At 58.0% G+C, this 21,722-nt stretch carries 25 protein-coding genes and 1 tRNA gene; 10 read left to right on the top strand and 16 right to left on the bottom strand.

The window, feature by feature from the left end; translation table 11 throughout:
• Positions 1–7 precede the first annotated feature (7 nt).
• The gene (locus GT756_RS13470; protein ID WP_032456594.1) at positions 8–1,300 is read right to left on the bottom strand and encodes an arsenic transporter; all 1,293 of its coding nucleotides are present in this window, start codon (positions 1,298–1,300) and stop codon (positions 8–10) included.
• Positions 1,301–1,351: 51 nt separating this feature from the next.
• Positions 1,352–1,681 (bottom strand): metalloregulator ArsR/SmtB family transcription factor, encoded by a 330-nt coding sequence (locus GT756_RS13465; RefSeq protein WP_004205342.1) that lies wholly within the window; start codon positions 1,679–1,681, stop codon positions 1,352–1,354.
• 219 nt (positions 1,682–1,900) lie between these two features.
• On the opposite strand from GT756_RS13465, the gene GT756_RS13460 reads away from it, so the two are divergent.
• Together GT756_RS13460 and GT756_RS13455 are read left to right on the top strand one after the other, a co-directional pair.
• Positions 1,901–2,194, top strand: coding sequence for a YciI family protein (locus GT756_RS13460; RefSeq protein WP_004205341.1), 294 nt, complete (start codon positions 1,901–1,903; stop codon positions 2,192–2,194).
• Between the two features lie 18 nt (positions 2,195–2,212).
• Positions 2,213–2,785, top strand: a complete 573-nt coding sequence (locus GT756_RS13455; RefSeq protein ID WP_004205340.1) for a DUF1349 domain-containing protein — start codon at positions 2,213–2,215, stop codon at positions 2,783–2,785.
• A gap of 3 nt (positions 2,786–2,788) precedes the next feature.
• On the opposite strand, the gene GT756_RS13450 is transcribed toward GT756_RS13455, so the two are convergent.
• Both GT756_RS13450 and GT756_RS13445 read right to left on the bottom strand, forming a co-directional pair.
• Complete coding sequence (locus GT756_RS13450) at positions 2,789–3,052, bottom strand: hypothetical protein (RefSeq protein ID WP_004205339.1); 264 nt, start codon at positions 3,050–3,052, stop codon at positions 2,789–2,791.
• Positions 3,053–3,212: 160 nt separating this feature from the next.
• Positions 3,213–4,112 (bottom strand): LysR family transcriptional regulator, encoded by a 900-nt coding sequence (locus GT756_RS13445; protein WP_004205338.1) that lies wholly within the window; start codon positions 4,110–4,112, stop codon positions 3,213–3,215.
• A 138-nt stretch (positions 4,113–4,250) separates the two neighbouring features.
• Between GT756_RS13445 and GT756_RS13440 the strand changes: the two genes are divergently transcribed.
• The 4 genes from GT756_RS13440 to GT756_RS13425 are packed head-to-tail and all read left to right on the top strand — an operon-like array spanning position 4,251 to position 7,001.
• The gene (locus GT756_RS13440) at positions 4,251–4,559 is read left to right on the top strand and encodes a hypothetical protein (RefSeq protein ID WP_004205336.1); all 309 of its coding nucleotides are present in this window, start codon (positions 4,251–4,253) and stop codon (positions 4,557–4,559) included.
• A 2-nt stretch (positions 4,560–4,561) separates the two neighbouring features.
• Positions 4,562–5,125 carry an NAD(P)H-dependent oxidoreductase gene (locus tag GT756_RS13435; protein WP_023319106.1) on the top strand — a complete coding sequence of 188 codons (564 nt, stop codon included), beginning with the start codon at positions 4,562–4,564 and terminating at the stop codon, positions 5,123–5,125.
• A 20-nt stretch (positions 5,126–5,145) separates the two neighbouring features.
• Positions 5,146–6,165 carry an aldo/keto reductase gene (locus GT756_RS13430; RefSeq protein ID WP_160124842.1) on the top strand — a complete coding sequence of 340 codons (1,020 nt, stop codon included), beginning with the start codon at positions 5,146–5,148 and terminating at the stop codon, positions 6,163–6,165.
• 32 nt (positions 6,166–6,197) lie between these two features.
• Positions 6,198–7,001, top strand: a complete 804-nt coding sequence (locus tag GT756_RS13425; RefSeq protein ID WP_057212995.1) for a carboxymuconolactone decarboxylase family protein — start codon at positions 6,198–6,200, stop codon at positions 6,999–7,001.
• A gap of 247 nt (positions 7,002–7,248) precedes the next feature.
• Here GT756_RS13425 and GT756_RS13420 read toward each other — a convergent pair whose 3' ends face one another.
• Complete coding sequence (locus GT756_RS13420) at positions 7,249–8,166, bottom strand: LysR family transcriptional regulator (RefSeq protein ID WP_004205331.1); 918 nt, start codon at positions 8,164–8,166, stop codon at positions 7,249–7,251.
• Between the two features lie 129 nt (positions 8,167–8,295).
• Between GT756_RS13420 and GT756_RS13415 the strand changes: the two genes are divergently transcribed.
• The gene (locus tag GT756_RS13415) at positions 8,296–9,684 is read left to right on the top strand and encodes an MFS transporter (RefSeq protein WP_085846480.1); all 1,389 of its coding nucleotides are present in this window, start codon (positions 8,296–8,298) and stop codon (positions 9,682–9,684) included.
• A gap of 167 nt (positions 9,685–9,851) precedes the next feature.
• Here the strand turns inward: GT756_RS13415 and GT756_RS13410 are convergent.
• Positions 9,852–9,925: transfer RNA gene (locus GT756_RS13410), tRNA-Gly, on the bottom strand.
• An 80-nt stretch (positions 9,926–10,005) separates the two neighbouring features.
• Positions 10,006–10,719: an amidase activator ActS gene (gene actS, locus GT756_RS13405; protein ID WP_017899801.1), complete on the bottom strand. Its 714-nt coding sequence runs from the start codon at positions 10,717–10,719 to the stop codon at positions 10,006–10,008.
• Between the two features lie 313 nt (positions 10,720–11,032).
• Between actS and idi the strand changes: the two genes are divergently transcribed.
• Positions 11,033–11,587: an isopentenyl-diphosphate Delta-isomerase gene (idi, locus tag GT756_RS13400; protein ID WP_004205328.1), complete on the top strand. Its 555-nt coding sequence runs from the start codon at positions 11,033–11,035 to the stop codon at positions 11,585–11,587.
• A gap of 247 nt (positions 11,588–11,834) precedes the next feature.
• Here idi and lysS read toward each other — a convergent pair whose 3' ends face one another.
• The 5 genes from lysS to xerD all read right to left on the bottom strand — a co-directional run bounded on the left by lysS (position 11,835) and on the right by xerD (position 17,917).
• Positions 11,835–13,352, bottom strand: coding sequence for a lysine--tRNA ligase (gene lysS / locus GT756_RS13395; RefSeq protein WP_002916299.1), 1,518 nt, complete (start codon positions 13,350–13,352; stop codon positions 11,835–11,837).
• A gap of 9 nt (positions 13,353–13,361) precedes the next feature.
• Positions 13,362–14,460 (bottom strand): peptide chain release factor 2 gene (gene prfB, locus GT756_RS13390; protein WP_095858446.1). Its coding sequence is split into 2 segments (ribosomal slippage): positions 13,362–14,384 and positions 14,386–14,460, totalling 1,098 coding nucleotides; the frame shifts between segments, so codons are not numbered across the junction.
• A gap of 85 nt (positions 14,461–14,545) precedes the next feature.
• Entirely contained in the window at positions 14,546–16,279 is a 1,734-nt protein-coding gene (recJ, locus tag GT756_RS13385; RefSeq protein WP_004205327.1) for a single-stranded-DNA-specific exonuclease RecJ, read from the bottom strand.
• Between the two features lie 5 nt (positions 16,280–16,284).
• Positions 16,285–16,998: a bifunctional protein-disulfide isomerase/oxidoreductase DsbC gene (dsbC, locus tag GT756_RS13380; RefSeq protein WP_004205326.1), complete on the bottom strand. Its 714-nt coding sequence runs from the start codon at positions 16,996–16,998 to the stop codon at positions 16,285–16,287.
• 22 nt (positions 16,999–17,020) lie between these two features.
• On the bottom strand, positions 17,021–17,917 hold the full coding sequence (gene xerD / locus GT756_RS13375) for a site-specific tyrosine recombinase XerD (RefSeq protein WP_004144729.1): 897 nt from the start codon (positions 17,915–17,917) through the stop codon (positions 17,021–17,023).
• A 100-nt stretch (positions 17,918–18,017) separates the two neighbouring features.
• Here xerD and fldB point away from each other — a divergent pair, with 100 nt between their 5' ends.
• Complete coding sequence (gene fldB / locus GT756_RS13370; protein WP_004205324.1) at positions 18,018–18,539, top strand: flavodoxin FldB; 522 nt, start codon at positions 18,018–18,020, stop codon at positions 18,537–18,539.
• Positions 18,540–18,545: 6 nt separating this feature from the next.
• Here fldB and GT756_RS13365 read toward each other — a convergent pair whose 3' ends face one another.
• Both GT756_RS13365 and sdhE read right to left on the bottom strand, forming a co-directional pair.
• Positions 18,546–18,956: a protein YgfX gene (locus GT756_RS13365; protein WP_004205323.1), complete on the bottom strand. Its 411-nt coding sequence runs from the start codon at positions 18,954–18,956 to the stop codon at positions 18,546–18,548.
• Positions 18,937–19,203: an FAD assembly factor SdhE gene (gene sdhE / locus GT756_RS13360; RefSeq protein ID WP_002916312.1), complete on the bottom strand. Its 267-nt coding sequence runs from the start codon at positions 19,201–19,203 to the stop codon at positions 18,937–18,939. Before sdhE ends, GT756_RS13365 begins: the two co-directional genes overlap by 20 nt.
• Positions 19,204–19,448: 245 nt before the next feature.
• On the opposite strand from sdhE, the gene ygfZ reads away from it, so the two are divergent.
• Complete coding sequence (gene ygfZ / locus GT756_RS13355; RefSeq protein ID WP_017899798.1) at positions 19,449–20,432, top strand: tRNA-modifying protein YgfZ; 984 nt, start codon at positions 19,449–19,451, stop codon at positions 20,430–20,432.
• A gap of 150 nt (positions 20,433–20,582) precedes the next feature.
• Here ygfZ and GT756_RS13350 read toward each other — a convergent pair whose 3' ends face one another.
• Together GT756_RS13350 and yqfB are read right to left on the bottom strand one after the other, a co-directional pair.
• Positions 20,583–21,242, bottom strand: a complete 660-nt coding sequence (locus GT756_RS13350) for a hemolysin III family protein (RefSeq protein ID WP_004205319.1) — start codon at positions 21,240–21,242, stop codon at positions 20,583–20,585.
• Between the two features lie 162 nt (positions 21,243–21,404).
• The gene (gene yqfB / locus GT756_RS13345; protein ID WP_004144734.1) at positions 21,405–21,716 is read right to left on the bottom strand and encodes a N(4)-acetylcytidine aminohydrolase; all 312 of its coding nucleotides are present in this window, start codon (positions 21,714–21,716) and stop codon (positions 21,405–21,407) included.
• Between the last annotated feature and the right edge of the window lie 6 nt (positions 21,717–21,722).

Below are 21,722 nucleotides of genomic sequence, written 5' to 3'. Positions count from 1 at the left end.
TACGTTCTCATGGCTGATTGAAGGAGAGACGCAGCGCCAGCGCGGCCAGCGTCACAAGCAGCACCGGCAGGGTCATGGTGATGCCGCAGCGGAAATAATAACCCCAACCGATGGTGATGTGCTTCTGCGTCAGCACATGCAGCCAGAGCAGCGTGGCCAGGCTACCAATCGGCGTGATTTTCGGCCCCAGATCGCAGCCGATGACGTTGGCATATATCATGGCCTCTTTGATCGTCCCTGTTGCCGCGCTGCCATCAATCGACAAGGCGCCGACCAGCACGCTGGGCATATTATTCATGATCGAAGAGAGGAAGGCCGACAGGATACCGGTGCCCAGCGTCGCGGCCCACAGCCCGCGCTCCGCCAGCATGTTCAGAACCGTGGTCAGATAATCCGTTAATCCGGCGTTTCGCAGGCCATACACCACCAGATACATCCCCAGCGAGAAGATCACAATCTGCCATGGGGCGCCGCGCAGCACCTTGCCGGTGTTAATCACCCGCCCGCGCTTCGCGACAGCAAACAGGATCCCCGCTCCCGGCGCCGCGATGGCGCTGACCGGGATCCCCAGCGGGTCAAGAACGAAAAAGCCGACCAGCAACATCAGCAGCACGCCCCAGCCGGTACGGAACGTCGCCGGATCTTTTATCGCCGTGGCCGGCGCTTTCAGTAACGCCATATCCCAGGCGGGTGGGATATCCTTGCGAAAGAACAGGTGCAGCATCGCCAGGGTGGAGAGGATCGCCGCGAGATCGACCGGCACCATCACCGAAGCGTACTCCCTGAAGCCAATGGCAAAGAAATCTGCCGACACGATATTCACTAAATTCGACACCACCAGCGGCAGGCTGGCGGTATCGGCAATAAACCCGGCTGCCATGACAAAGGCCAGCATCGTTCCCTTACTGAACCCCAGCGCCCGCAGCATGGCAATCACGATGGGCGTGAGGATCAGCGCCGCGCCGTCGTTGGCAAACAGCGCCGCCACCGCCGCGCCGAGCAGGATAATCCAGGTAAACAGCAGACGACCCCGCCCTCTTCCCCAGCGGGAAACGTGTAGCGCGGCCCATTCAAAAAAGCCGGACTCGTCGAGCAGCAGGCTGATAATGATCACGGCGATAAACGTGGCGGTGGCATTCCAGACGATATGCCACACCACCGGGATATCGGCTATCTGTACGCCACCGGTGACCAGCGCCAGCGCCGCGCCAAAGGCCGCGCTCCAGCCGATCCCTAAACCCCGCGGCTGCCAGATCACCAGCACCAGGGTCAGGACAAAAATCGCACCTGCCAGCAACATCGTTCCTCCACCAATCACATTCGAAAAATCATATATGATAAGATAAATTTTTTACCGACAACCCGGCCCGTCAGTCAGTCTGCTGATCATCAGCCGCACATCGTCCTGCTGACTTAGCCAGGCCTGCTCAATCACCTGCGCCGCCCAGGCCGGCATCTGCGGAGAGAGGCGATAATGGACCCACTTACCCTGTTTTCGATCCCGCAGCAGCCCACTCTCCCGCAGCATTGCCAGATGGCGGGAGATCTTGGGCTGGGACTGGGCGAGCGCCGTACAGAGATCGCATACGCACAGCTCTCCCCGCGCCTTGAGCAACAGCACGATCCCCAGCCGGGTTTCATCGGCGAGGTTTTTGAACAGTTGCAGGGGTAATAAAGACATGGTTTCTCCTCAAGCGTGACGGACAGCATACGGGACCACGATTAAAGATCAATATACATTCGAAAATACATATATGTTTTTTTCACAGCTGCGATAAATCTCCCTGCAGTTGCAGCACGCGCCTCCTGCTCAATAGCACGCAAAAATGCCGCGTTTTCTTTTATCCATCATTGAAATGTGTCAGGCTGAAGATCCCATCGGATTGACAGGGTTTTCAGGATGAGTACGATTTATGTGGTTGTTTTAACGTATATAAAACCGCTCGAAGAGATTGACAACGCGATCCCCGCCCACGTCGAATGGCTCAAAAAATGCTATGCTGACGGCCTCTTTCTCGCCTCCGGCCGCCGTATTCCTCGTACCGGCGGGGTGATTCTGGCGAAATGCGACAGCCGGGAAATTCTGGAATCGCGTCTGGGCCAGGATCCCTTCCAGCAGCTGGGCCTCGCCCATACGGAGATTATTCCCTTTGAGGCCAGCATGGCGTCGCCCGCGCTGCAGTCGCTGTTATAAGCCTGTTCCGGAGGAAAAATGCAGCCATCCTTTCACTGGATTAATGAACCTGCCGAGTGGCACCGCGATGCCGACGGCCTGACGGTGGTCACCGATAAGCATACCGACTTCTGGCGCCATACCTGGTATGGCTTCGAACGCTTCTCCGGCCATCTTTATGCCGCTGAGGTGGAGGGCGATTTTACCCTGCAGGCAAAAATCTGTGCGGATTTCACCACGCTTTACGACCAGGCCGGGCTGATGATGATGGCGGACGAGCAGACCTGGCTGAAGGCGGGGATTGAGTTTAATGACGATGCCCCGGCCATCGGCAGCGTGCTGACGTTAACCCACTCCGACTGGGCCACCGGGCTTTTCCCCGGCGACCCGCGCACTTTCTGGCTACGGCTGACCCGCAAAGGCGATGCGTTAAGGCTGCAGTATTCGACCGACGGCGAGCGCTGGCCGCTGCTGCGTCTTGGCTACTTTCCGCCAGGCCCGGTAAAAGCCGGCGTCATGTGCTGCTCACCGGAGCGCGGCGGACTGGCGGTTGCATTTCGGGATATTCAGCTTTCCCCGCCGCTGGACAAAGCGCTGCACGATCTGAGCTGAACGCTAGCGGGAAGACCCGACTTTCTCTGCATCCTGAGGGCCAGGATTGCAGGGTTCGCGGGTGCCGGGCAGGTAAAAATGGCCGTGCTTATCGGGATCGGTGCCGCCCGGGCACCCTGCCCTGCCTGAGGAGTTATCGCTACTGCCGCCGTCCGAACCGTTGCCGCCGTCGGCGCTCGATATTACCGACTGGCCGTGATGGCCATGCGCTGCAGTGGCTGAAAACGCCACCAGCGCGAACACACAGACCATTAAGCGTCTGCCCATTGCTGCCTCTCCCTTATTGAAATTCCCCGCCCATCGCGTTGACGATGGGATAAGCCGTTACACCGCGATAAAAAACTGCTTTATCCGCAGGGAGTATAGGGTTAAGGCAGAGGGAAAGACAGTGCCGGTGTCTTCAGACATTTCGCACGCAAAATAGCCTTTATGCCGCGGTATGCGCTATCAGAAAATCAATCAGGGCTTTCACCCTTTTCGTTTTACCCGCGTTTTTCGGGTAATAGAGATAAACCGGCGGATAGGTTTTCCAGTAGTCCTCCATCACCGGTAGAAACTGTTCACGATCGGGCTGTAGCCGCCAGATAGGTTCAAACAAGCGGCCAATCCCCAGTCCATGGCGGATACCGTCTGCCATGACGTCAATATCATTGCTGATTAACTGCCCCGGCATCTCCACGGTGAGTTGCTCGCCGTGGTCATTGAGGATCAGCGGCAGGATACGGTGGTTGGTAATAAAGCGATAGCCAATCAGCCGGTGATGGCTGAGATCGGCGGGCGACTCAGGCACGCCATATTCGGCCAGATAGGCTGAGGAGGCATATAACCCTTCGCGAAACGGTTTCATTAACGGGCGGGCGACCACCCCGCCTTCGAGAATATCGCCAAAGCGGATCCCAAGGTCGAATCGTTCTTCAATGATATTGACGGTACCGTCATAGACCGATATTTCCAGCTGGATCCCCGGGTATTGCTGACAGAAAGCCGCCATCGCCGGTTTAAGAATAAGCAGGTAGGCAAAGCGCGAGAGCGTAATTCTCACCGCCCCGGAGGGTTCCCGATTCTGATCGCGGAGGCTCTCCAGCGATGTTTCCAGAACCTCGACCGCCGCAGCGGTTTGCTCCAGCAGCTGTTGGCCGGTTTCCGTCAGCTCGATTCGCCGGGTGGTACGCACAAAAAGCGGATGACCGATATGCTCCTCCAGCAGCTTGAGGGCATTGCTGACAGACGGCGGCGTGATTTCTAATTTCCTCGCCGCGGCCGAGATATTGCCTTCGCGCGCAATGCTCTGAAAGATGCGTATTTGATTATAAAGGGCGTTATTCATAGCATCTCCTTGCGACAGTCTCGCCTGATTATTAAGTACAGGCTAAATATTCTTAAGTCAATGACCGCCTAATCTTCACTCCCTGTGGCTCGTATACTTTTGTCTCTTCCCGCTGATAACGACTTTCCGGAGACAACGATGCGAATTTTATGTCTGGATATCCCCGCGCCCGGCGCAACGCTGGAGCACTATGCGCCGCACCTTACCGCGGAAGCCCTCCATGCCTGGGGGCTGTATAAATCTGGCTTTATCCGCGACATCTATTTCCGTCAGGACCGACCCGGCGTCGCTATTTTCCTCGAGTGCGACACCGTGGAAGAGGCGAATAACGTCATGGCCGAATTTCCGCTGGCGAAGGCGGGTTTATTAACCTTCGAGTGTATTCCACTCGGCTCGTTTATTAACTGGGAAAACCTCTTCTCTGCCGAATTTAAACCTCAGGAGTAACGATGAGAAAGCCTCATATCCTTATCGTTTCCGGGCATCCGGATCTTAACCATTCCATCGCCAACGCCACCATCCTCGATGAGCTGGCGACCGCCCTGCCTGATGCGGAAATCCGTCGTCTGGACTGGCTCTATCCGGACGGCAAATTCAACATCGCCGCAGAGCAGGAAAGCCTGCTGCAGGCGGATGTGATTGTCTGGCAGTTTCCCTTTAGCTGGTATGGGCTGCCCGGGTTAATGAAACAGTGGCTGGACGAGGTCTTTATCCACGGCTTCGCGCATGGCTCAACGGCGAAACTGGGTGGTAAAAAGCTGCTCCTCTCCTTCACTACGGGAGCGCCACAGGCGCTCTATACCGCTGACGGTTTCTTTGGCCATGCCATTGAGGAGTATCTCCTTCCCTTCGAGACCACGGCCAGGCTGTGCAATCTTGAGCTGCTGGCGCCGGTTTATACCTGCGGCATTAGCTACGCCGACCGGGATGCCGACAAAATCGCTCAGCAAAAAACGCGTGCCCGGGAACACGCGGCCAGACTGATCGCACGGCTTAAAACTCTGGTGGAATAACCCAAAGGGAGAAAATAAAGATGCAGTATACCCGGCTCGGGAAGAGTGACTTACTGGTCTCCCGCATCTGCATGGGATGTATGGGGTTTGGCGATCCGTCAACGGGCCAGCATCGCTGGACGCTGGACGAAACAGCCAGCAGGGACATCATTCGCTACGCTCTGGAACAGGGCATCAATTTTTACGATACCGCCATCGCCTATCAGAACGGCTCCAGCGAACGGTACGTTGGCCGGGCGCTGCGGGAGATGGCAAAACGCGAGGATGTGGTGCTGGCCACCAAGTTTCTGCCACGAACCGCTGCCCAGATTGCCGGGGGGATCAGCGGAAAACAGGCGATCACCCGCTCGCTTGACCAGAGTCTGCGAAACCTCGGGATGGACTACATCGACCTCTACATTTACCACATCTGGGATTACAACACCCCGGTTATCGACGTGCTGGAGGCGCTGCATGCCGCTGTCGCCGCCGGCAAGGTGCGCGCGATTGGCATTTCCAATTGTTATGCCTGGCAGCTGGCGAAGGCGAACGCCCTTGCCGAACGCGAAGGGCTGACGTCCTTTATTTCTGTGCAGAGCCACTACAACCTGATTATGCGTGAAGACGAACGAGAGCTGTTCGGGCTGTGCGCGGAAGATAATATCGCTATGACTCCCTATAGCGCACTGGCCAGCGGCCGTCTCGCCCGCTTAGAAGGCCACACGCGGCGAGCGGTGGAAGATGATTATGCCCGGGGCAAATACGACCGCACGGCAGAGCAGGATCGGAGCATTATTGCCCGCGTCGCCGAACTTGCCGAACGGCATCAGGTCTCCATGACCGAAATTTCGCTGGCCTGGCTGCTGACTAAAGTCACCGCCCCGGTGGTCGGCGCCACGCAAAAGCATCATGTTGACGGCGCGGTCAACGCTGTAGCCCTTCAACTGAGCCCGGAAGAAATCCGCTATCTGGAAGAAGCCTATCAGCCGCACTTCCTCACCGGCGTGATGGCGCAAAACACGCCGCAAACAAAAGACCATCCTCAGGTGTGGACGCGCTAACGATCCGCCCTGTGGATCGGAAAGGAGCAAATATGAAAAACGTGATTGCCGCGGCAGCCTTGTCGCTTGTGCTGTCTGATTTTGCTTATGCCAACGAACAAAGAGATGAAGCTATGATGAAAATTACCCCTTCTACCCTTACGGACGCTGATATTCAAGCGGTGTCGCCGGCGCTGGCGCGCTTCGGCCGCGAGGCCATCAGCAACGACCTCTGGCAACGTGACGCCCTGTCCGCCCGCGACCGTAGCATCGTGACCATGGCGATGCTGATTGCCCGCAACCAGCCAGGAGAGCTGAAGCACTATATTGCCGTCGCGCTCGATAGCGGCGTGACGCCAGCGGAAGTGTCAGAGATCATTACTCACCTCGCCTTCTACGCTGGCTGGCCCAATGCGATGTCAGCCGTCAGCGTCGCTAAAGCCATCTTTGAAGCCAGGGGCGTGACGGCAGAGGCCCTGCCCGCCGCCTCGCCGACGCTGCTGCCCCTCAATGAACAGGTAGAAAAGCAGCGTGCAGATACCGTGGAGAAAAATGTCGGCCCCATTTCGCCTGGCCTGGTTAAATTTACCGCCGACCCGCTGTTTCTCGACCTCTGGCAACGGCCCGCGCTAACGCCCCGCGACAGAAGCCTGGTGACGGTCAGCGCGTTAATCGCCGCCGGACAGAGCGCGCAGATTGGCTACCACCTGAACAGAGCGATGGATAATGGGCTTTCGGCTGAAGAGGCCGGAGAAGTGGTTGCCCAGGCGGCGTTCTACGCGGGATGGCCAAATGCGTTTACCGCTGCTCCTGTGGTCGGTGAGGTATTGCGATCGCGCGAGAGCAAAACTGAATAAAAAAGAATAAAGGGCAGGGAAGCTGTCCTTTATTCGTCGTTAATTGTTAATTTAAAGGTACCACGAGGGTTTTCGATTAGGTCTCACGGAATGAACATAAACGGTCTATCGAAGTATGGAGACTTCGATCGTGAGTCTGTTCAGATCGCTCATTGAGAAAATTTCCGTTCCGTATGCCGTCATGAGTCTCATCCTTTGAAAGCAGCGATCGCTGTGGCGAGACTGTAGCGCGGACATGTCTATTTGGTCAGGCCATGACTGACCTCCCCCCACCGCATATCGCAAGAATTTGCTTTCTCAGCCAGCGGTGACCGGGGTCGCGTTCCATCCTTGGGTGCCACATCTGCGATACCGTAATACGACGGCTTTTGAACGGCAGCTCGAAAACGTGTACCTGGTCCGTTACCTGCTGATTGAGTAAATAGAGTGCGGGTATCATGGCGATAAGATCCGATTCCAGCGCCACGGACAGTGCTGTCGGAAATCCCGGTACGACGCTCGCAATTTTACGTTTTGTCCCCAGTTCGGCCAGCGCATCGTCAACGGATCCGTGCAACGCGCCCTCGGGTGACGCTACCACATGGCCCCAGGCGACATAATCACCCACGCCTATTTCTGCCTGCTTAGCCAGCGGGTGCCCTTTACGCACGACGCCAACAAACCGATCCTCAAACAGTCGTTGCAGCCGTATTTCTGGCCCCATATTACTCTGAACGCCAATCTCCAGATCAACCAGCCCTTCCCGAAGATAGCGCGACGTTTTTTCCGGCTTAGGCGCGAAGCGTATACAGACGTCAGGCGCGGCGTCGGCAACCGCTGCGATGAGCGCAGGCCCAAACGCCACCACAAAACCATCGTTTGCCCTGATGGTAAAAAGACGCGCCAGACTTCGCGCGCAGAACGTTTCCGTTGAGGGCTGCAATACTGCCCTGGCCTCGTGCACTGCACGCCTGGCGCGATCCCGGGTCGCTTCGGCCCACGGGGTCAGTACCATGTTACGCCCGGCGCGCACCAGAATCGGGTCTCCTGTGACATCGCGTAATCTGCTTAATGTTCGGCTCATGGCCGAGGTGCTGAGGTTCAGACGACGTGCCGCACCTGCGACACTCGCTTCACTCAGCAATATGTCGAGAGCTACCAGCAAATTAAAATCGGGATCAGACATTACCCTTTCTCCCAGCACATTAAGATAAGGCGTTTGATGCAACAATAAAGTGAAAATAGTGCGCCTTCCGCCTGGTAAAAGCCATCTTTATAGTTTTGTCATCCATACACTCTTCTCAGAGGACAAATGATGACGCTCTTTTCCAGCCAACCCGGCGACGAAGGACTGCCTGGCCCGGCGCGCGCACGGGTGATGGCCGCAATCATGACCACCACCTTAATGGGCGTGTTTGATGGCACCATGATCAACATTGCCCTGCCCTCAATGGCTCAGGAGATGCAGGTACCTGCCGGTATTGCCGTCTGGTTCGCCAACGGGTATCTGCTGGCGGCTGCGATGACGCTGGCGATATTCGCGGCGCTTGCGGCCCGTCTGGGTTATCGCCCTGTATTTCTGGCGGGCCTGACGACCTTTACCCTGACATCACTGGGTTGCGCGCTGGCGAATAAGCCCGAAGTGCTTATCGGTATGCGCGTGCTTCAGGGGATCGGCGGCGCGGCAACGCTGAGTATTGCCCCCGCAATACTCAGGTCCGTATTTCCCGGACGATTACTTGGCCGCATTCTGGGGTTCCATGCCCTACTCATTGCCTCCAGCTCCGCTATCGGCCCGGTATTGGGTGGTACGATCCTTCACACCCTGAGCTGGCAATGGCTGTTTGCGATAAACGTTCTTCCCGGCACCCTCGCCTTACTGCTGGCGGTCAGAGCGCTGCCGCGGGATGCGATCCGTATGCAGGCGCCCTTCGACACCCTGGGCGCCATATTGTCGGCGCTGCTGTTGGGTTCGACGATCATGGCGGCGAACAGCCTACAGAACGCCACTTATCAATTCGGCAGCCTTTGCTGGATGGCTCTCGCTGCGCTGAGCGGCATGGCTTTTATCTGGCAAATCCGCCGCACGGGTCATCCCTTACTGCCGCCGACCATGTTTAAAAATGAACGTTTTACCCTCGCGGCCTTCACGTCGATGATTGCTTTTGTCAGCCAGGGGATCACCTTTATTGCGCTACCCTTCCTGTTTCAGAGCGAATACGGCTACAGTCCGGTAGTGTCTGCCCTGCTGTTTACGCCGTGGCCATTAGGGATCGTGGTGATTGCGCCGCATGCAGGCCGTTGGGCGGACACGATATCAGCCCCGGCGATATCCACTCTGGGGCTGGTGATATTTGTCGTCGGTTTGATCCTGCTGGCGACGTTACCCGCCAGCCCTTCAATGTGGGATATCTGCCTGCGAAGTCTGGTGTGCGGAATAGGGTTTGGCTGCTTTCAGAGTCCCAATAACCGGGAAATGCTCTCAAACGTTATTCGTGAGCACGCGAGTTATGCGTCCGGTGTTTTATCCATTATGCGCACTTTCGGGCAGTGCCTGGGAGCCGCCGCTGTAGGCGTTCTGCTGGCAGCAGATGAAAGGGCAATTCATGTTGCGCTGTGGAGCGCCGCCGCGGCCTCTGCGGTATCGGTCGTCGTCAGCGCGAGCCGGTTGCGTAAAATCACTCATCCTGCGGAAACAGGATAAGTGCGAAAATATCACTAAACGCTACGACTCCAGCGCCAGCAGCGCAAAACGCCGATCCGGCAACCAAAGTGGAGTCCTCCGTCGGAGTTCAATAGACTAACAGAAAGCTATAACCGCTTATTTTTCAAGGGAAAATTGAGTTGGGTAGACTTCAGGAGACTTGAAATTGGAGCGGGCGAAGGGAATCGAACCCTCGTATAGAGCTTGGGAAGCTCTCGTTCTACCATTGAACTACGCCCGCGAAGAGGTGCGAGAAGCATTATAGCCCTTACGCACCCTGTGACAAGCCTGCCGGATGCTGACTGGCGATAAAATAACCTTTTAGCACTTAGGTTTACTTCCCTGCGGCGGCAGGTAACGCAGCGGATCGATGGCCGTCGCCCGGTAGCGGATCTGGAAATGCAGCCGCACTGAGTCGGCATCCGTACTGCCCATGGTGGCAATTTGCTGGCCGGCCTTCACGCTCTGGCCATTATTCACCATTAGCTTATCGTTGTGGGCATAGGCGGTGATGTAATCCTCGCTGTGCTTAATCATGATCAGATTGCCATAGCCGCGCAGCTGATTGCCGACGTAGACCACCTTGCCCGCCCCGGCGGCATACACCGGCTGACCGCGGGTTCCGGCGATATCAATGCCTTTATTGCCGCCATCGGCGGTGGAATAAGGCAGGACCACTTTGCCGCTGGTCGGCCAGCGCCAGCAGCGCTGTCCCACCGGCGGCCAGGAGGACTGAGGTACTGCGGACGAAGGCGTGACCGCCGCGGTGCGCGTAGAGGAAGATTTTTTCTTCGTTGTCTTCGTTGAACTGCTGCCGTTAAGCTTCAGCTTCTGCCCCACCTCAATGGTGTAAGGCGGGGAGATGTTATTCAGGCGGGCCAGATCGCGAACGCTGGTGCCGGTGGTGCGGGAGATGCCATACAGGGTATCGCCGCGTTTAACGGTGTAGGTCGTACCGGAATCGGAGGTGCTGGAGCAGCCAGCCAGCGCCAGGCTTACCACCAGCATCAGTGTCATATAAACGCGTTTCATCATCAGGCATCCTGCACTTAACACAACCACTTACCTCGCAATCAGGGCGAATATCATACCAGTCCGCGGCGCAGGGCGTCATCCCTGATGGCGAAACCAATCCCCCCAGCCATCGAATACGGCCCGTGACGAACAGTGATTACTGTTGGTGCCGCACGTCATGGTGGTCTTCCCCAACATGCGGGTGGCCGCTCACAGAGCCGCCTCCAGGGCTTGTTTTGGTAATGCCTTTCTGCCATTTATGGGCTAACCTAGTGGCCTGAGTACATGACCCGGCGGGTTTGTGCCGGGTCTTTATTTATTTTCAGGAGTCGTCATGGCCGGGGAACACGTCATTTTACTGGATGAGCAGGATCAGCCTGCCGGTATGCTGGAGAAGTATGCCGCCCATACGCTTGATACCCCTTTACATCTCGCGTTTTCCTGCTGGCTGTTTAACCAGCAGGGTCAGTTGCTGGTCACTCGTCGTTCGTTGGGCAAAAAAGCCTGGCCCGGGGTATGGACCAACTCGGTCTGCGGACACCCCCAGCAGGGCGAGACCTTCGAGCAGGCCGTCACGCGCCGCTGCCGCTTCGAACTCGGCGTGGAGATCGCCGACATCGCGCCGGTTCACCCGGCCTTCCGCTACCGGGCGGTCGCCCCAAACGGCATCGTTGAGAACGAAGTATGCCCGGTGTATGCCGCGCGCGTGGTGAGCGAAGTACAGCCTAATGACGATGAAGTCATGGATTATCAGTGGGTTGACCTGGCAACGATGTTAAGCGCGCTGGCCGCCACGCCCTGGGCGTTTAGCCCGTGGATGGTGCTGGAAGCGGAAAATCGGGACGCCCGCCAGGCGCTGACCGACTTTGTTGCGCGTCTGCGCGGGTAAGCTGACTCGTCTCGCTGCCGCCACCACCCGGCGTAAAAAGCGGCGCCATAACTGTCATCGTTGCCTGGCGGCGCTACGCTTGCACAGGCCTACGGTTCTGCGCTGTTGCGTAGCCCGGATAAGGCGTTTACGCCGCCATCCGGGAGCCCCCGGCCTGCGCTGAGTCGGGTTACGCCAGCCTTCAGACCTCACGTCAGACATAAAAAAACCCGGCAAGCCGGGTTTTTTTGCAATGCACAAGACGCGATTATTTCTGCGGACGCATTGCCGGGAAGAGGATCACGTCGCGGATGGTGTGGCTGTTAGTGAACAACATCACCATGCGGTCGATACCAATACCCAGACCGGCGGTCGGCGGCAGGCCGTGCTCCAGCGCGGTCACGTAGTCTTCATCGTAGAACATTGCTTCGTCGTCGCCTGCGGCTTTCGCATCAACCTGATCCTGGAAGCGCTGCGCCTGGTCTTCGGCGTCGTTCAGCTCGCTAAAGCCGTTACCGATCTCACGGCCGCCAATGAAGAATTCAAAGCGGTCGGTGATTTCCGGGTTGACGTCGTTACGGCGCGCCAGCGGAGAAACTTCCGCCGGGTATTCGGTGATGAAGGTTGGCTGGATCAGGTGCGCTTCCGCCACTTCTTCGAAGATCTCGGTCACGATACGGCCCAGACCCCAGCTCTTCTCCACTTTGATGCCGATAGACTCAGCGATCGCTTTCGCGGAATCGAAGTTATCCAGATCCGCCATCTCGGTTTCCGGACGGTATTTCTTGATCGCTTCGCGCATGGTCAGTTTTTCAAACGGCTTGCCGAAGTCGAACACCTGGTCGCCGTAAGGCACTTCAGTGTTGCCGAGGATGTCCTGCGCCAGGGTGCGGAACAGGGATTCGGTCAGCTCAATCAGATCTTTGTAATCCGCATAAGCCATGTAGAGTTCCATCATGGTGAACTCTGGGTTATGACGAACGGAGATCCCTTCGTTACGGAAGTTACGGTTGATCTCGAAGACGCGTTCGAAGCCGCCCACCACCAGACGCTTGAGGTACAGTTCCGGCGCGATACGCAGGTACATGTCCAGATCCAGCGCGTTATGATGGGTGATGAACGGACGCGCGGAAGCGCCGCCCGGGATCACCTGCATCATCGGGGTTTCCACTTCCATAAAGCCGCGGCCAACCATGAACTGACGGATGCCCGCCAGGATCTGCGAACGCACTTTGAAGGTCTTGCGCGATTCATCGTTGGAGATCAGGTCGAGGTAACGCTGACGATAGCGCGCTTCCTGATCCTGCAGGCCATGGAACTTGTCCGGTAACGGGCGCAGGGCTTTGGTCAGCAGACGCAGCTCGGTGCAGTGGATAGACAACTCACCGGTTTTGGTCTTGAACAGCTTACCGCGGGCGGCAATGATGTCGCCGAGGTCCCATTTTTTGAACTGGTCGTTGTAAACGCCTTCCGCCAGATCGTCACGCGCCACGTACAGCTGGATGCGGCCGCCAACGTCCTGCAGGGTGACGAAGGACGCTTTACCCATGATACGACGGGTCATCATGCGGCCAGCCACGGCCACTTCAACGTTCAGCGCTTCCAGCTCTTCGTTTTCTTTGCCATCGAAGTCAGCGTGCAGTTGGTCAGAGGTATGGTCACGACGGAAATCGTTCGGGAAAGCGACGCCCTGCTCACGCAGCGCAGCCAGCTTCTCGCGACGGGTTTTCAGTTCATTATTAAGGTCAATTGCCGCGTCAGCGCCCTGTGCTTGTTGTTCAGACATGTTGGTTCCTCATAACCCTGCTTTCAAACTTGCTTCGATAAATTGGTCCAGGCTGCCGTCGAGCACCGCCTGAGTGTTGCGGGTTTCCACCCCGGTACGCAGATCTTTAATACGCGAGTCATCCAACACGTAAGAGCGGATCTGGCTGCCCCAGCCGATATCGGACTTGTTGTCTTCCATCGCCTGCTTCTCGGCATTTTTCTTCTGCATCTCCAGCTCATAAAGCTTCGCTTTCATCTGCTTCATGGCCTGGTCTTTGTTTTTGTGCTGCGAACGGTCGTTCTGGCACTGCGTTACCAATCCGGTCGGGATGTGGGTAATACGCACCGCGGATTCTGTACGGTTAACGTGCTGCCCACCGGCGCCGGAGGCGCGGTATACGTCAATGCGCAGGTCGGCCGGGTTAATTTCGATATCGATATCGTCTTCGACTTCCGGGTAAACGAACGCGGAGCTGAAGGAGGTATGACGGCGGCCGCCGGAATCGAACGGGCTCTTACGCACCAGACGATGAACGCCGGTTTCGGTACGCAGCCAGCCGTAGGCGTAATCACCAATGATCTTGATGGTCACGGATTTAATCCCTGCGACTTCACCTTCGGATTCTTCGATGATTTCGGTCTTAAAGCCGCGCGCTTCCGCCCAGCGCAGGTACATGCGCATCAGCATGCTGGCCCAGTCCTGGGCTTCGGTGCCGCCGGAACCGGCCTGTATATCAAGGTAGCAATCGGCGCTGTCGTATTCGCCGGAGAACATGCGGCGGAACTCAAGCTGCGCCAGCTTCTCTTCAAGGGTATCCAGCTCGGCGACGGCTTCGTTGAAGGTCTCTTCGTCGTCCGCTTCCACGGCCAGATCCAGCAGGCCGGCAACGTCTTCCAGCCCCTGGGACATCTGATCCAGGGTATCTACGATGGCTTCCAGGGAAGAACGCTCTTTACCCAGCGCCTGAGCGCGTTCAGGTTCGTTCCAGACGTCCGGCTGTTCCAGCTCGGCGTTTACTTCTTCGAGACGCTCTTTCTTGGCATCGTAGTCAAAGATACCCCCTAAGAACGTCGGAGCGCTCCGTGAGGTCCTGAATGCGGTTTTTTACCGGATTTATTTCAAACATGGTCGGTTTCTTTTAATGGATTTGTCAAAATGCGGTGATAAGAGCGGAATTCTACCGGATTCGCGCCCTTATTCATACACTGTTGTCAATTTGGCCAGAGGTGATCGATGATCAGCTGCAGGCTGCGGTTGCCGCGGAACTCATTGATGTCGAGCTTGTAGGCTAACTGGACTTCGCGCACGCCGTTGTCGGGCCAGATGGAAGTATCCACGTTGAAGGCGATACCGTCCAGCAGGGGGCCGCCGTCAACTGGCTCGACCATCACCTTCAGGTGACGCTCGCCCACTAGCCGCTGCTGCAGCAGACGGAAACGGCCGTCAAAGAGTGGTTCCGGGAACATCTGTCCCCACGGCCCGGCGTCGCGCAGCATCTGCGCTACTTCCATGCTCATCTCCGCCGCCGTCAGCGGGCCGTCGGAGACCACCTCGCCCTGCAACAGCGCAGGATCCAGCCACTCGGTCACCAGCTCGCCGAAGCGCTGCTGAAACTCCTCAAAGCGCGCCTCTTCCAGCGATAATCCTGCCGCCATCGCGTGGCCGCCGAACTTCAGGATCAGCCCCGGATAGAGCGTATCAAGGCGCTCCAGCGCATCGCGCATATGCAGCCCCTGAATGGAGCGGCCAGAGCCTTTCAGCGTGCCGTCGCCGGTGGGCGCAAAGGCGATCACCGGCCGGTGGAAACGTTCCTTAATTCGCGAGGCGAGGATGCCGACCACCCCCTGGTGCCACTGCGGATGGTACATCGCCAGCCCGCCGGGCAGGGTGTCGCTACTGCGTTCCAGCTGTTGACACAGGGTTAACGCTTCCGCCTGCATCCCCTGCTCGATCTCTTTGCGCGTCTGGTTGAGCGCGTCAAGCTCGTTGGCTAACACGCGCGCTTCGCCGATGTTATCGCACAGCAGCAGCGCGACGCCGACCGACATGTCGTCCAGCCGTCCCGCCGCGTTCAGGCGCGGCCCGAGGGCGAAACCGAGGTCGCTGGCCGCCAGCTTTTGCGGATCGCGGTTGGCAATCTCCAGCAGCGCCTTAATGCCGGGCCGGCACTTGCCGGCGCGAATGCGGCTTAACCCCTGCCAGGTGAGAATACGGTTGTTAGCATCCAGCGGCACGACGTCGGCAACGGTGCCAAGCGCCACCAAATCCAGCAGCTCGGCAAGGTTCGGCGCGGCGATGCCGCGGGCGTCGAACCAGCCGTTATCACGCAGAAAGGTGCGCAGCGCCAGCATCAGATAGAACGCCACCCCCACCCCGGCCAGCGATTTCGATGGGAAGTCGCAATCGCGCAGGTTAGGGTTAACGATGGCCTCCGCCGCCGGCAGCGTCTCCCCCGGCAGGTGGTGATCGGTCACCAGCACCGGGATCCCCAGGGCATGGGCATGATCGACGCCGGCATGGGACGAGATCCCATTGTCGACGGTCATGATCATCTGCGCGCCGCGGGCGTGAGCCTGATCGACCACTTCCGGGCTTAAGCCGTAGCCGTCTTCAAAACGGTTCGGCACCAGGTAGGAGACGTTGCCGTAGCCCAGCGCGCGCAGGGCCAGCACGCTGAGCGCGGTGCTGGTGGCGCCGTCGGCGTCAAAATCGCCGACCACGACAATGTGCAGCCCTTTCTGGAATGCGTCGTGCAGCATCCCGACCGCTTTTTCAACGCCGGTGAGCTGTGTCCAGGGGAGCATGCCTTTGACGCTGCGCTCCAGCTCCTGGGCGCTGCGCACCCCGCGGCTGGCATACAGCCGCTGCAGCAGCGGCGGCAGATCGGCGGGTAAATCGACGCCGTCAACCGCCTCGCGGCGGCGTAGTTGTATCTGTTGTTTCACGCGAATCAGTTACCGCTTGTCTGTTTTTTATGCTCGTCGAGGAACGCCTTCAGCTCTTTCGGCCCCTGATAGCCCGGCAGCACCATGCCGTTGCTGAGGACCATCGCCGGGGTGCCGTTGACGCCCATTTGCACGCCGAGGGTGTAATGTTTGGCGATATCCACGCTGCAGCTCGCCGGCTGCACGCCCTTGCCGTTCATGGCGTCATCCAGCGCTTGGTTGCGATCTTTCGCGCACCAGATGGCCTTCATGTCCTGCTCCGCCTGGCTCTGCAGTCCCTGGCGCGGGAAGGCCAGGTAGCGCACGGTGATCCCCAGCGCGTTGTAGTCGCTCATCTGCTCATGCAGCTTGTGGCAATAACCGCAGGTGATGTCGGTGAAGACGGTAATGACGTGCTGCTCCTTCGGCGCTTTGTAGACAATCATTTCGTTGCTCAGCGCGTTCAGCTTCCCCAGCAGCAGCTGGTTAGTGACGTTGACCGGCTGCGCGCCGCTCACGTCGTACATCGGCCCCTGGATGATGTGCTTGCCATCGTCGGTGACATACAGCACGCCGCTGTCGGTCAGCACCGTGCTCATCCCGGAAACCGGCGACGGTTGAATATCGGTGCTCTGTACACCCAGCTTCGCCAGCGACTGTTTAATTGCCGCGCTATCGGCATGCGCCGCCCCGGAAAGGGAAGCCGCCAGCAGGGTGAACATCAATAAACCTTTTTTCATACTCAGTCCTTTTATTCAGCACTCACGCCCGCGGGTGGTGCTGTTGATGAAGTTGTCGCAGACGCTCGGTCGCCACGTGGGTGTAAATCTGCGTGGTGGAGAGATCGCTGTGTCCTAACAGCATCTGCACCACACGCAGGTCGGCGCCATGATTGAGCAAATGCGTGGCGAACGCATGGCGCAACACGTGCGGGGAGAGCTTTTCGCTGTCGATCCCCGCCAGCACGGCATAGTGTTTAATCCGGTGCCAGAAGGTCTGGCGCGTCATCTGCTGGGCGCGCTGACTGGGAAATAAGACATCCGACGCCACGCCGTTCAGCAGCCAGGGGCGACCATACTCGAGGTAATTTTCCACCCACAGTACCGCCTCTTCCCCCAGCGGCACCAGCCGCTCTTTGTTGCCTTTCCCCACCACCCGCAGCACGCCCTGTCGCAGGCTGATGTCGCTCATCGTCAGCCCCACCAGCTCCGAAACGCGCAGGCCGGTGGCATACAGCACCTCCAGCATCGCTTTATCGCGCAATTCCAGCGGCTGCTCCACCAGCGGGGCCTGCAGCAGACGCTCAACCTGCGCCTCACTGAGATCCTTCGGCAGCCGCTGCGGCAGCTTTGGCGAGGCCAGCAGCGCGCTGGGGTCGTCCGGGCGAATTTTTTCCCGGTACAGATGCTGGAAGAAGCGACGCACAGCGCTCAGCAGGCGCGCGGTGCTGGTGGCTTTATAGCCGCCGGACTGCCGCTCGGCCAGCAGCGCCTGCAGGTCGTCGCTGCCGACGCTTGCCAGCGACAGACCGCGATGGTGCAGCCACTCCACGAGCATCGTCAAATCACGACGATAGGCGCTGAGCGTATTCTCCGCCAGGTTGCGCTCCAGCCAAAGGGCATCGAGAAACTGTTCGATTAGTGCCAGATCCTGTTTCACATCGGCCTCTTTGTTCGTTAAACGCTCTCATTATGCCTTAAGAGGACGCCTTTCTGGTACACTGCCCGCCATTCACGGCAAGAATCGAGATGTTTACGCGATGAATATAGGTCTGTTTTACGGCTCCAGTACCTGCTATACCGAAATGGCCGCGGAGAAAATCCGCGATATCATCGGCCCCGAGCTGGTGACGCTGCACAATCTGAAAGATGACTCCCCCGCCCTGATGAGCCAGTACGACGTACTGATCCTCGGCATCCCGACCTGGGATTTCGGCGAAATTCAGGAAGACTGGGAAGCGGTCTGGGACCAGCTGGACACCCTGGACCTGGAGGGAAAAATCGTCGCGCTCTACGGCATGGGCGATCAGCTGGGCTACGGCGAATGGTTCCTTGACGCGCTCGGCATGCTGCATGACAAGCTGGCGACCAAAGGCGTGAAGTTTGTCGGCTACTGGCCAACCGAAGGCTATGAGTTCACCAGCCCGAAACCGGTGATCGCTGATGGCCAACTGTTCGTTGGCCTGGCGCTGGATGAAACCAACCAGTACGACCTGAGCGACGAGCGCATCCAGAGCTGGTGCGAGCAGATCCTCGGCGAAATGGCCGAACACTTCTCCTGACGCCGCTTACTCCTGCGCCGGTTTTTGCAGCACCAGCCGGCGCAGGTCCCGCCACTCTCCGGCATCCATGCTGTCCGCCGCCAGCCACAGATGCTGACCGCGTCGGGTATCGACATGGCGCAAACGCAGCAGCATTCCGCTGTTGATGACCCACGGCGTCCCGAGGATCTCCCAGTCGGCGTTTTGCCAGCGCAGCCGGGAATCGGTGAGCAGTTTTATCTCCCCGCGACGGGCATGGATCCGTCGCTGGCTGCGCACACAGTCAAAGACCACCAGCGACAGCAGCAGCAGCCAGATCGGGGTGTAGCTTAACGGCCAGGGAACCAGCAGCACCAGCGCCGCCACAACGCCGTGGAGCAGAAGAGAAAACCACTGCGCGCGCCAGGAGATACGGAGATCAGATTGCCACAGGACCACGTTCCCGATTCCGTGTCTGAATTAAGGTTACCATCCGCTGCAGCTCCGCATCGGCCGGTTTGCCATGGTTCATCAGCCAGTTGAATAGATCCGGATCGTCATTTTCCAGCAGGCGAATGAACAGCTGTTTGTCAGCGTCGCTGAGGGTATCGTACTCATACTCAAAGAACGGCATGATGGAGATGTCGAGTTCGCGCATCCCGCGGCGGCATGCCCAGTGGATACGTGCTTTATTGTTAATGTCCATGTTGACCTTCCAGCAGCAAAATATTGGTTAGTTTAACCCGTTTTCTGCCGTAACTTTACAGGAATATCGCTGAATGCGAGCATCCTTCCATAAAAACCATAAAATAATGATGGGCTTATTGTTTTCCCGCGCCGGGCCTTCACCAAACGTCAGCGCACAAATGGCCTGTTGAAAGCACTTGCAATGCACTATAGCTCTTTTACCATTGGTCACACACACTGCGTTAAGCGATTCAGGATATGACTATGGCTTTTACACCTTTTCCTCCGCGTCAGCCTTCCTCTTCCGCTCGTCTGCCGTTAACGCTGATGACCCTGGATGACTGGGCGCTGGCGACGATTAGCGGGCCAGACAGCGAAAAATACCTGCAGGGGCAGATTACCGCCGATGTGAGCAGTCTCACCGATGCTCAGCATCTGCTTGCCGCCCACTGTGACGCCAAAGGCAAGATGTGGAGCAACCTGCGCGTATTCCGTCGCGACGGCGGCTTCGCGTGGATTGAACGCCGCAGCCTGCGCGACGCGCAGCTGACCGAGCTGAAAAAATATGCCGTCTTCTCCAAAGTCACCATCGCCGCCAACGACGATCTGGTTCTGCTGGGGGTGGCCGGCTTCCAGGCGCGCGCCGCGCTGGCGCCGCTGTTCGCCGCTCTGCCCGACGCCGCCACTCCGGTGGTCAGCGAAGGCGCCACCAGCCTGCTGTGGTTTGAGCACCCGGGCGAGCGCTTCCTGCTGGTGACCGATGTCGACACCGCCAACCGCGTCACCGACGCGTTGCGCGGCGAAGCGCAGCTCAACAACAGCCAGCAGTGGCTGGCGCTGAATATTGAAGCCGGTCTGCCGGTTATCGACAGCGCCAACAGCGGGCAGTTCATTCCGCAGGCCACCAACCTGCAGGCGCTGGGCGGCATCAGCTTCAAAAAAGGCTGCTACACAGGTCAGGAGATGGTGGCGCGGGCGAAATTCCGCGGCGCCAATAAGCGCGCGCTGTGGACGCTGTCAGGTACCGCCAGCCGGGTGCCGGAAGCCGGGGAAGACCTGGAGCTGAAGATGGGCGACAACTGGCGCCGCACCGGTACGGTGCTGGCAGCCGTACAGTTGGATGACGGAAGCCTGATGGTCCAGGTAGTGATGAATAATGACATGGAACCGGACAGCGTGTTCCGCGTGCGCGACGATGCCGGCAGTCTGAGCATCAAACCATTGCCGTATTCGCTGGAAGAAGATTAAGGAAAAGTTCCCGGCTTGCGGCGCTTGCGCCTTAGCCGGGCTACCCGGCCGCAGTATATTGTAGCCACGGTAAGCGTAGCGCCACCTTGGAATTTCCAGGCCGTAGCGTATTGTAGCCACGGTAAGCGCAGCGCCACCGTGTGATGTTTATCAGGACTGGCCGATGTAAAGATAGATCGCCAGGAAGTGACACACGCTGCCGCCGAGCACGAAGCCGTGCCAGATAGCGTGGTTATAGGGAATACGTTTGCAGACGTAGAAGATGACCCCCAGTGAGTACACCACCCCGCCAACCGCCAGCAGCGTTACGCCACCCACCGCCAGCTTCACCGCCAGCTGATAGACCACAATAAGCGACAGCCAGCCCATGGTCAGATAGGTCACCAGCGACAGAATTTTAAAGCGGTGCGCGATGGTCAGCTTAAACAGGATCCCCAGCAGCGCCAGGCTCCAGATGACGATCATCAGCCCCTTCGCCAGCGGCGAGTTCAGCCCCACCAGCAAAAACGGCGTATAGGTCCCGGCGATTAACAAGTAGATAGCGCAGTGGTCGAATTTCTTCAGCCACTGTTTCGCCCGCTGATGCGGGATCGCGTGATAGAGCGTGGAGGCGAGGAACAGCATAATCATGCTGCCGCCGTACAGGCTGTAGCTGGTGATCGCCGTCGCGCTGGCGTTGGTGTCCACCGCCTGCACCAGCAATAGCACGAGCCCGACGATACCGAACACCAGCCCGATCCCGTGGCTGATGCTGTTGGCAACTTCCTCTGCCAGAGAATATCCCTGAGTGATTAATGGTTTGCGCACCATATTGGACTCCTGAAAACAAGAACGCTTTCATTGCTCACTTAGGGTAACTGAGAATGATTCCAGTGAACACCTGTTAGCTAAAATAAAAAGATGTATATTTGTAAATACATTAAAATCAAAAGGTTAAATTTTTATTTCAACTCACAGCTGTTCCTGCTTACCTTAAAGCGTTTTGAATTCAATGACATAAAACTGGCTCTCGCCAGGATAGATGTCGCTGATGACCTGCCGCAGCTGCCCCAGGGTCATATTCTCCTGTTGAGCATGCTGTTCGGTCAGCGTATCGAGGGTCACTGTCGAGGTCGCGGTCACGGCGATGGTGCAAAAATAGCCGTCATCTTCATAGCGCCCGACGCGCAGCACATCGCCGGGCTTAAAGTGCGACTCCGCCGCATCGCGAATGGTGATGGTTTTGCGCCCGGCGAGGATGTCGTCCTGAAAACGCTGAAAAAAGGTAATGTCATTGGCCTGCATGATATA

Source organism: Klebsiella sp. Q2, from assembly GCF_009900705.1.
GTDB lineage: Bacteria > Pseudomonadota > Gammaproteobacteria > Enterobacterales > Enterobacteriaceae > Klebsiella > Klebsiella quasipneumoniae.
The sequence above is the reverse complement of the archived record's forward strand: the minus strand, read 5'-3'. Positions and strand labels throughout refer to the sequence as shown.

What these genes read in the sequence shown, in the direction of transcription:
- yqfB (WP_004144734.1), bottom strand. Translation starts at nt 21,716, where the DNA reads ATGCAGGCCAATGACATTACCTTTTTTCAGCGTTTTCAGGACGACATC.
- GT756_RS13420 (WP_004205331.1), bottom strand. Translation starts at nt 8,166, where the DNA reads ATGTCTGATCCCGATTTTAATTTGCTGGTAGCTCTCGACATATTGCTG.
- GT756_RS13445 (WP_004205338.1), bottom strand. Translation starts at nt 4,112, where the DNA reads ATGAATAACGCCCTTTATAATCAAATACGCATCTTTCAGAGCATTGCG.
- GT756_RS13450 (WP_004205339.1), bottom strand. Translation starts at nt 3,052, where the DNA reads ATGGGCAGACGCTTAATGGTCTGTGTGTTCGCGCTGGTGGCGTTTTCA.
- dsbC (WP_004205326.1), bottom strand. Translation starts at nt 16,998, where the DNA reads ATGAAAAAAGGTTTATTGATGTTCACCCTGCTGGCGGCTTCCCTTTCC.
- ygfZ (WP_017899798.1), top strand. Translation starts at nt 19,449, where the DNA reads ATGGCTTTTACACCTTTTCCTCCGCGTCAGCCTTCCTCTTCCGCTCGT.
- fldB (WP_004205324.1), top strand. Translation starts at nt 18,018, where the DNA reads ATGAATATAGGTCTGTTTTACGGCTCCAGTACCTGCTATACCGAAATG.
- idi (WP_004205328.1), top strand. Translation starts at nt 11,033, where the DNA reads ATGGCCGGGGAACACGTCATTTTACTGGATGAGCAGGATCAGCCTGCC.
- GT756_RS13415 (WP_085846480.1), top strand. Translation starts at nt 8,296, where the DNA reads ATGACGCTCTTTTCCAGCCAACCCGGCGACGAAGGACTGCCTGGCCCG.
- GT756_RS13470 (WP_032456594.1), bottom strand. Translation starts at nt 1,300, where the DNA reads ATGTTGCTGGCAGGTGCGATTTTTGTCCTGACCCTGGTGCTGGTGATC.
- GT756_RS13455 (WP_004205340.1), top strand. Translation starts at nt 2,213, where the DNA reads ATGCAGCCATCCTTTCACTGGATTAATGAACCTGCCGAGTGGCACCGC.
- sdhE (WP_002916312.1), bottom strand. Translation starts at nt 19,203, where the DNA reads ATGGACATTAACAATAAAGCACGTATCCACTGGGCATGCCGCCGCGGG.
- actS (WP_017899801.1), bottom strand. Translation starts at nt 10,719, where the DNA reads ATGATGAAACGCGTTTATATGACACTGATGCTGGTGGTAAGCCTGGCG.
- GT756_RS13425 (WP_057212995.1), top strand. Translation starts at nt 6,198, where the DNA reads ATGAAAAACGTGATTGCCGCGGCAGCCTTGTCGCTTGTGCTGTCTGAT.
- GT756_RS13440 (WP_004205336.1), top strand. Translation starts at nt 4,251, where the DNA reads ATGCGAATTTTATGTCTGGATATCCCCGCGCCCGGCGCAACGCTGGAG.
- GT756_RS13430 (WP_160124842.1), top strand. Translation starts at nt 5,146, where the DNA reads ATGCAGTATACCCGGCTCGGGAAGAGTGACTTACTGGTCTCCCGCATC.
- GT756_RS13350 (WP_004205319.1), bottom strand. Translation starts at nt 21,242, where the DNA reads ATGGTGCGCAAACCATTAATCACTCAGGGATATTCTCTGGCAGAGGAA.
- GT756_RS13465 (WP_004205342.1), bottom strand. Translation starts at nt 1,681, where the DNA reads ATGTCTTTATTACCCCTGCAACTGTTCAAAAACCTCGCCGATGAAACC.
- lysS (WP_002916299.1), bottom strand. Translation starts at nt 13,352, where the DNA reads ATGTCTGAACAACAAGCACAGGGCGCTGACGCGGCAATTGACCTTAAT.
- GT756_RS13460 (WP_004205341.1), top strand. Translation starts at nt 1,901, where the DNA reads ATGAGTACGATTTATGTGGTTGTTTTAACGTATATAAAACCGCTCGAA.
- GT756_RS13435 (WP_023319106.1), top strand. Translation starts at nt 4,562, where the DNA reads ATGAGAAAGCCTCATATCCTTATCGTTTCCGGGCATCCGGATCTTAAC.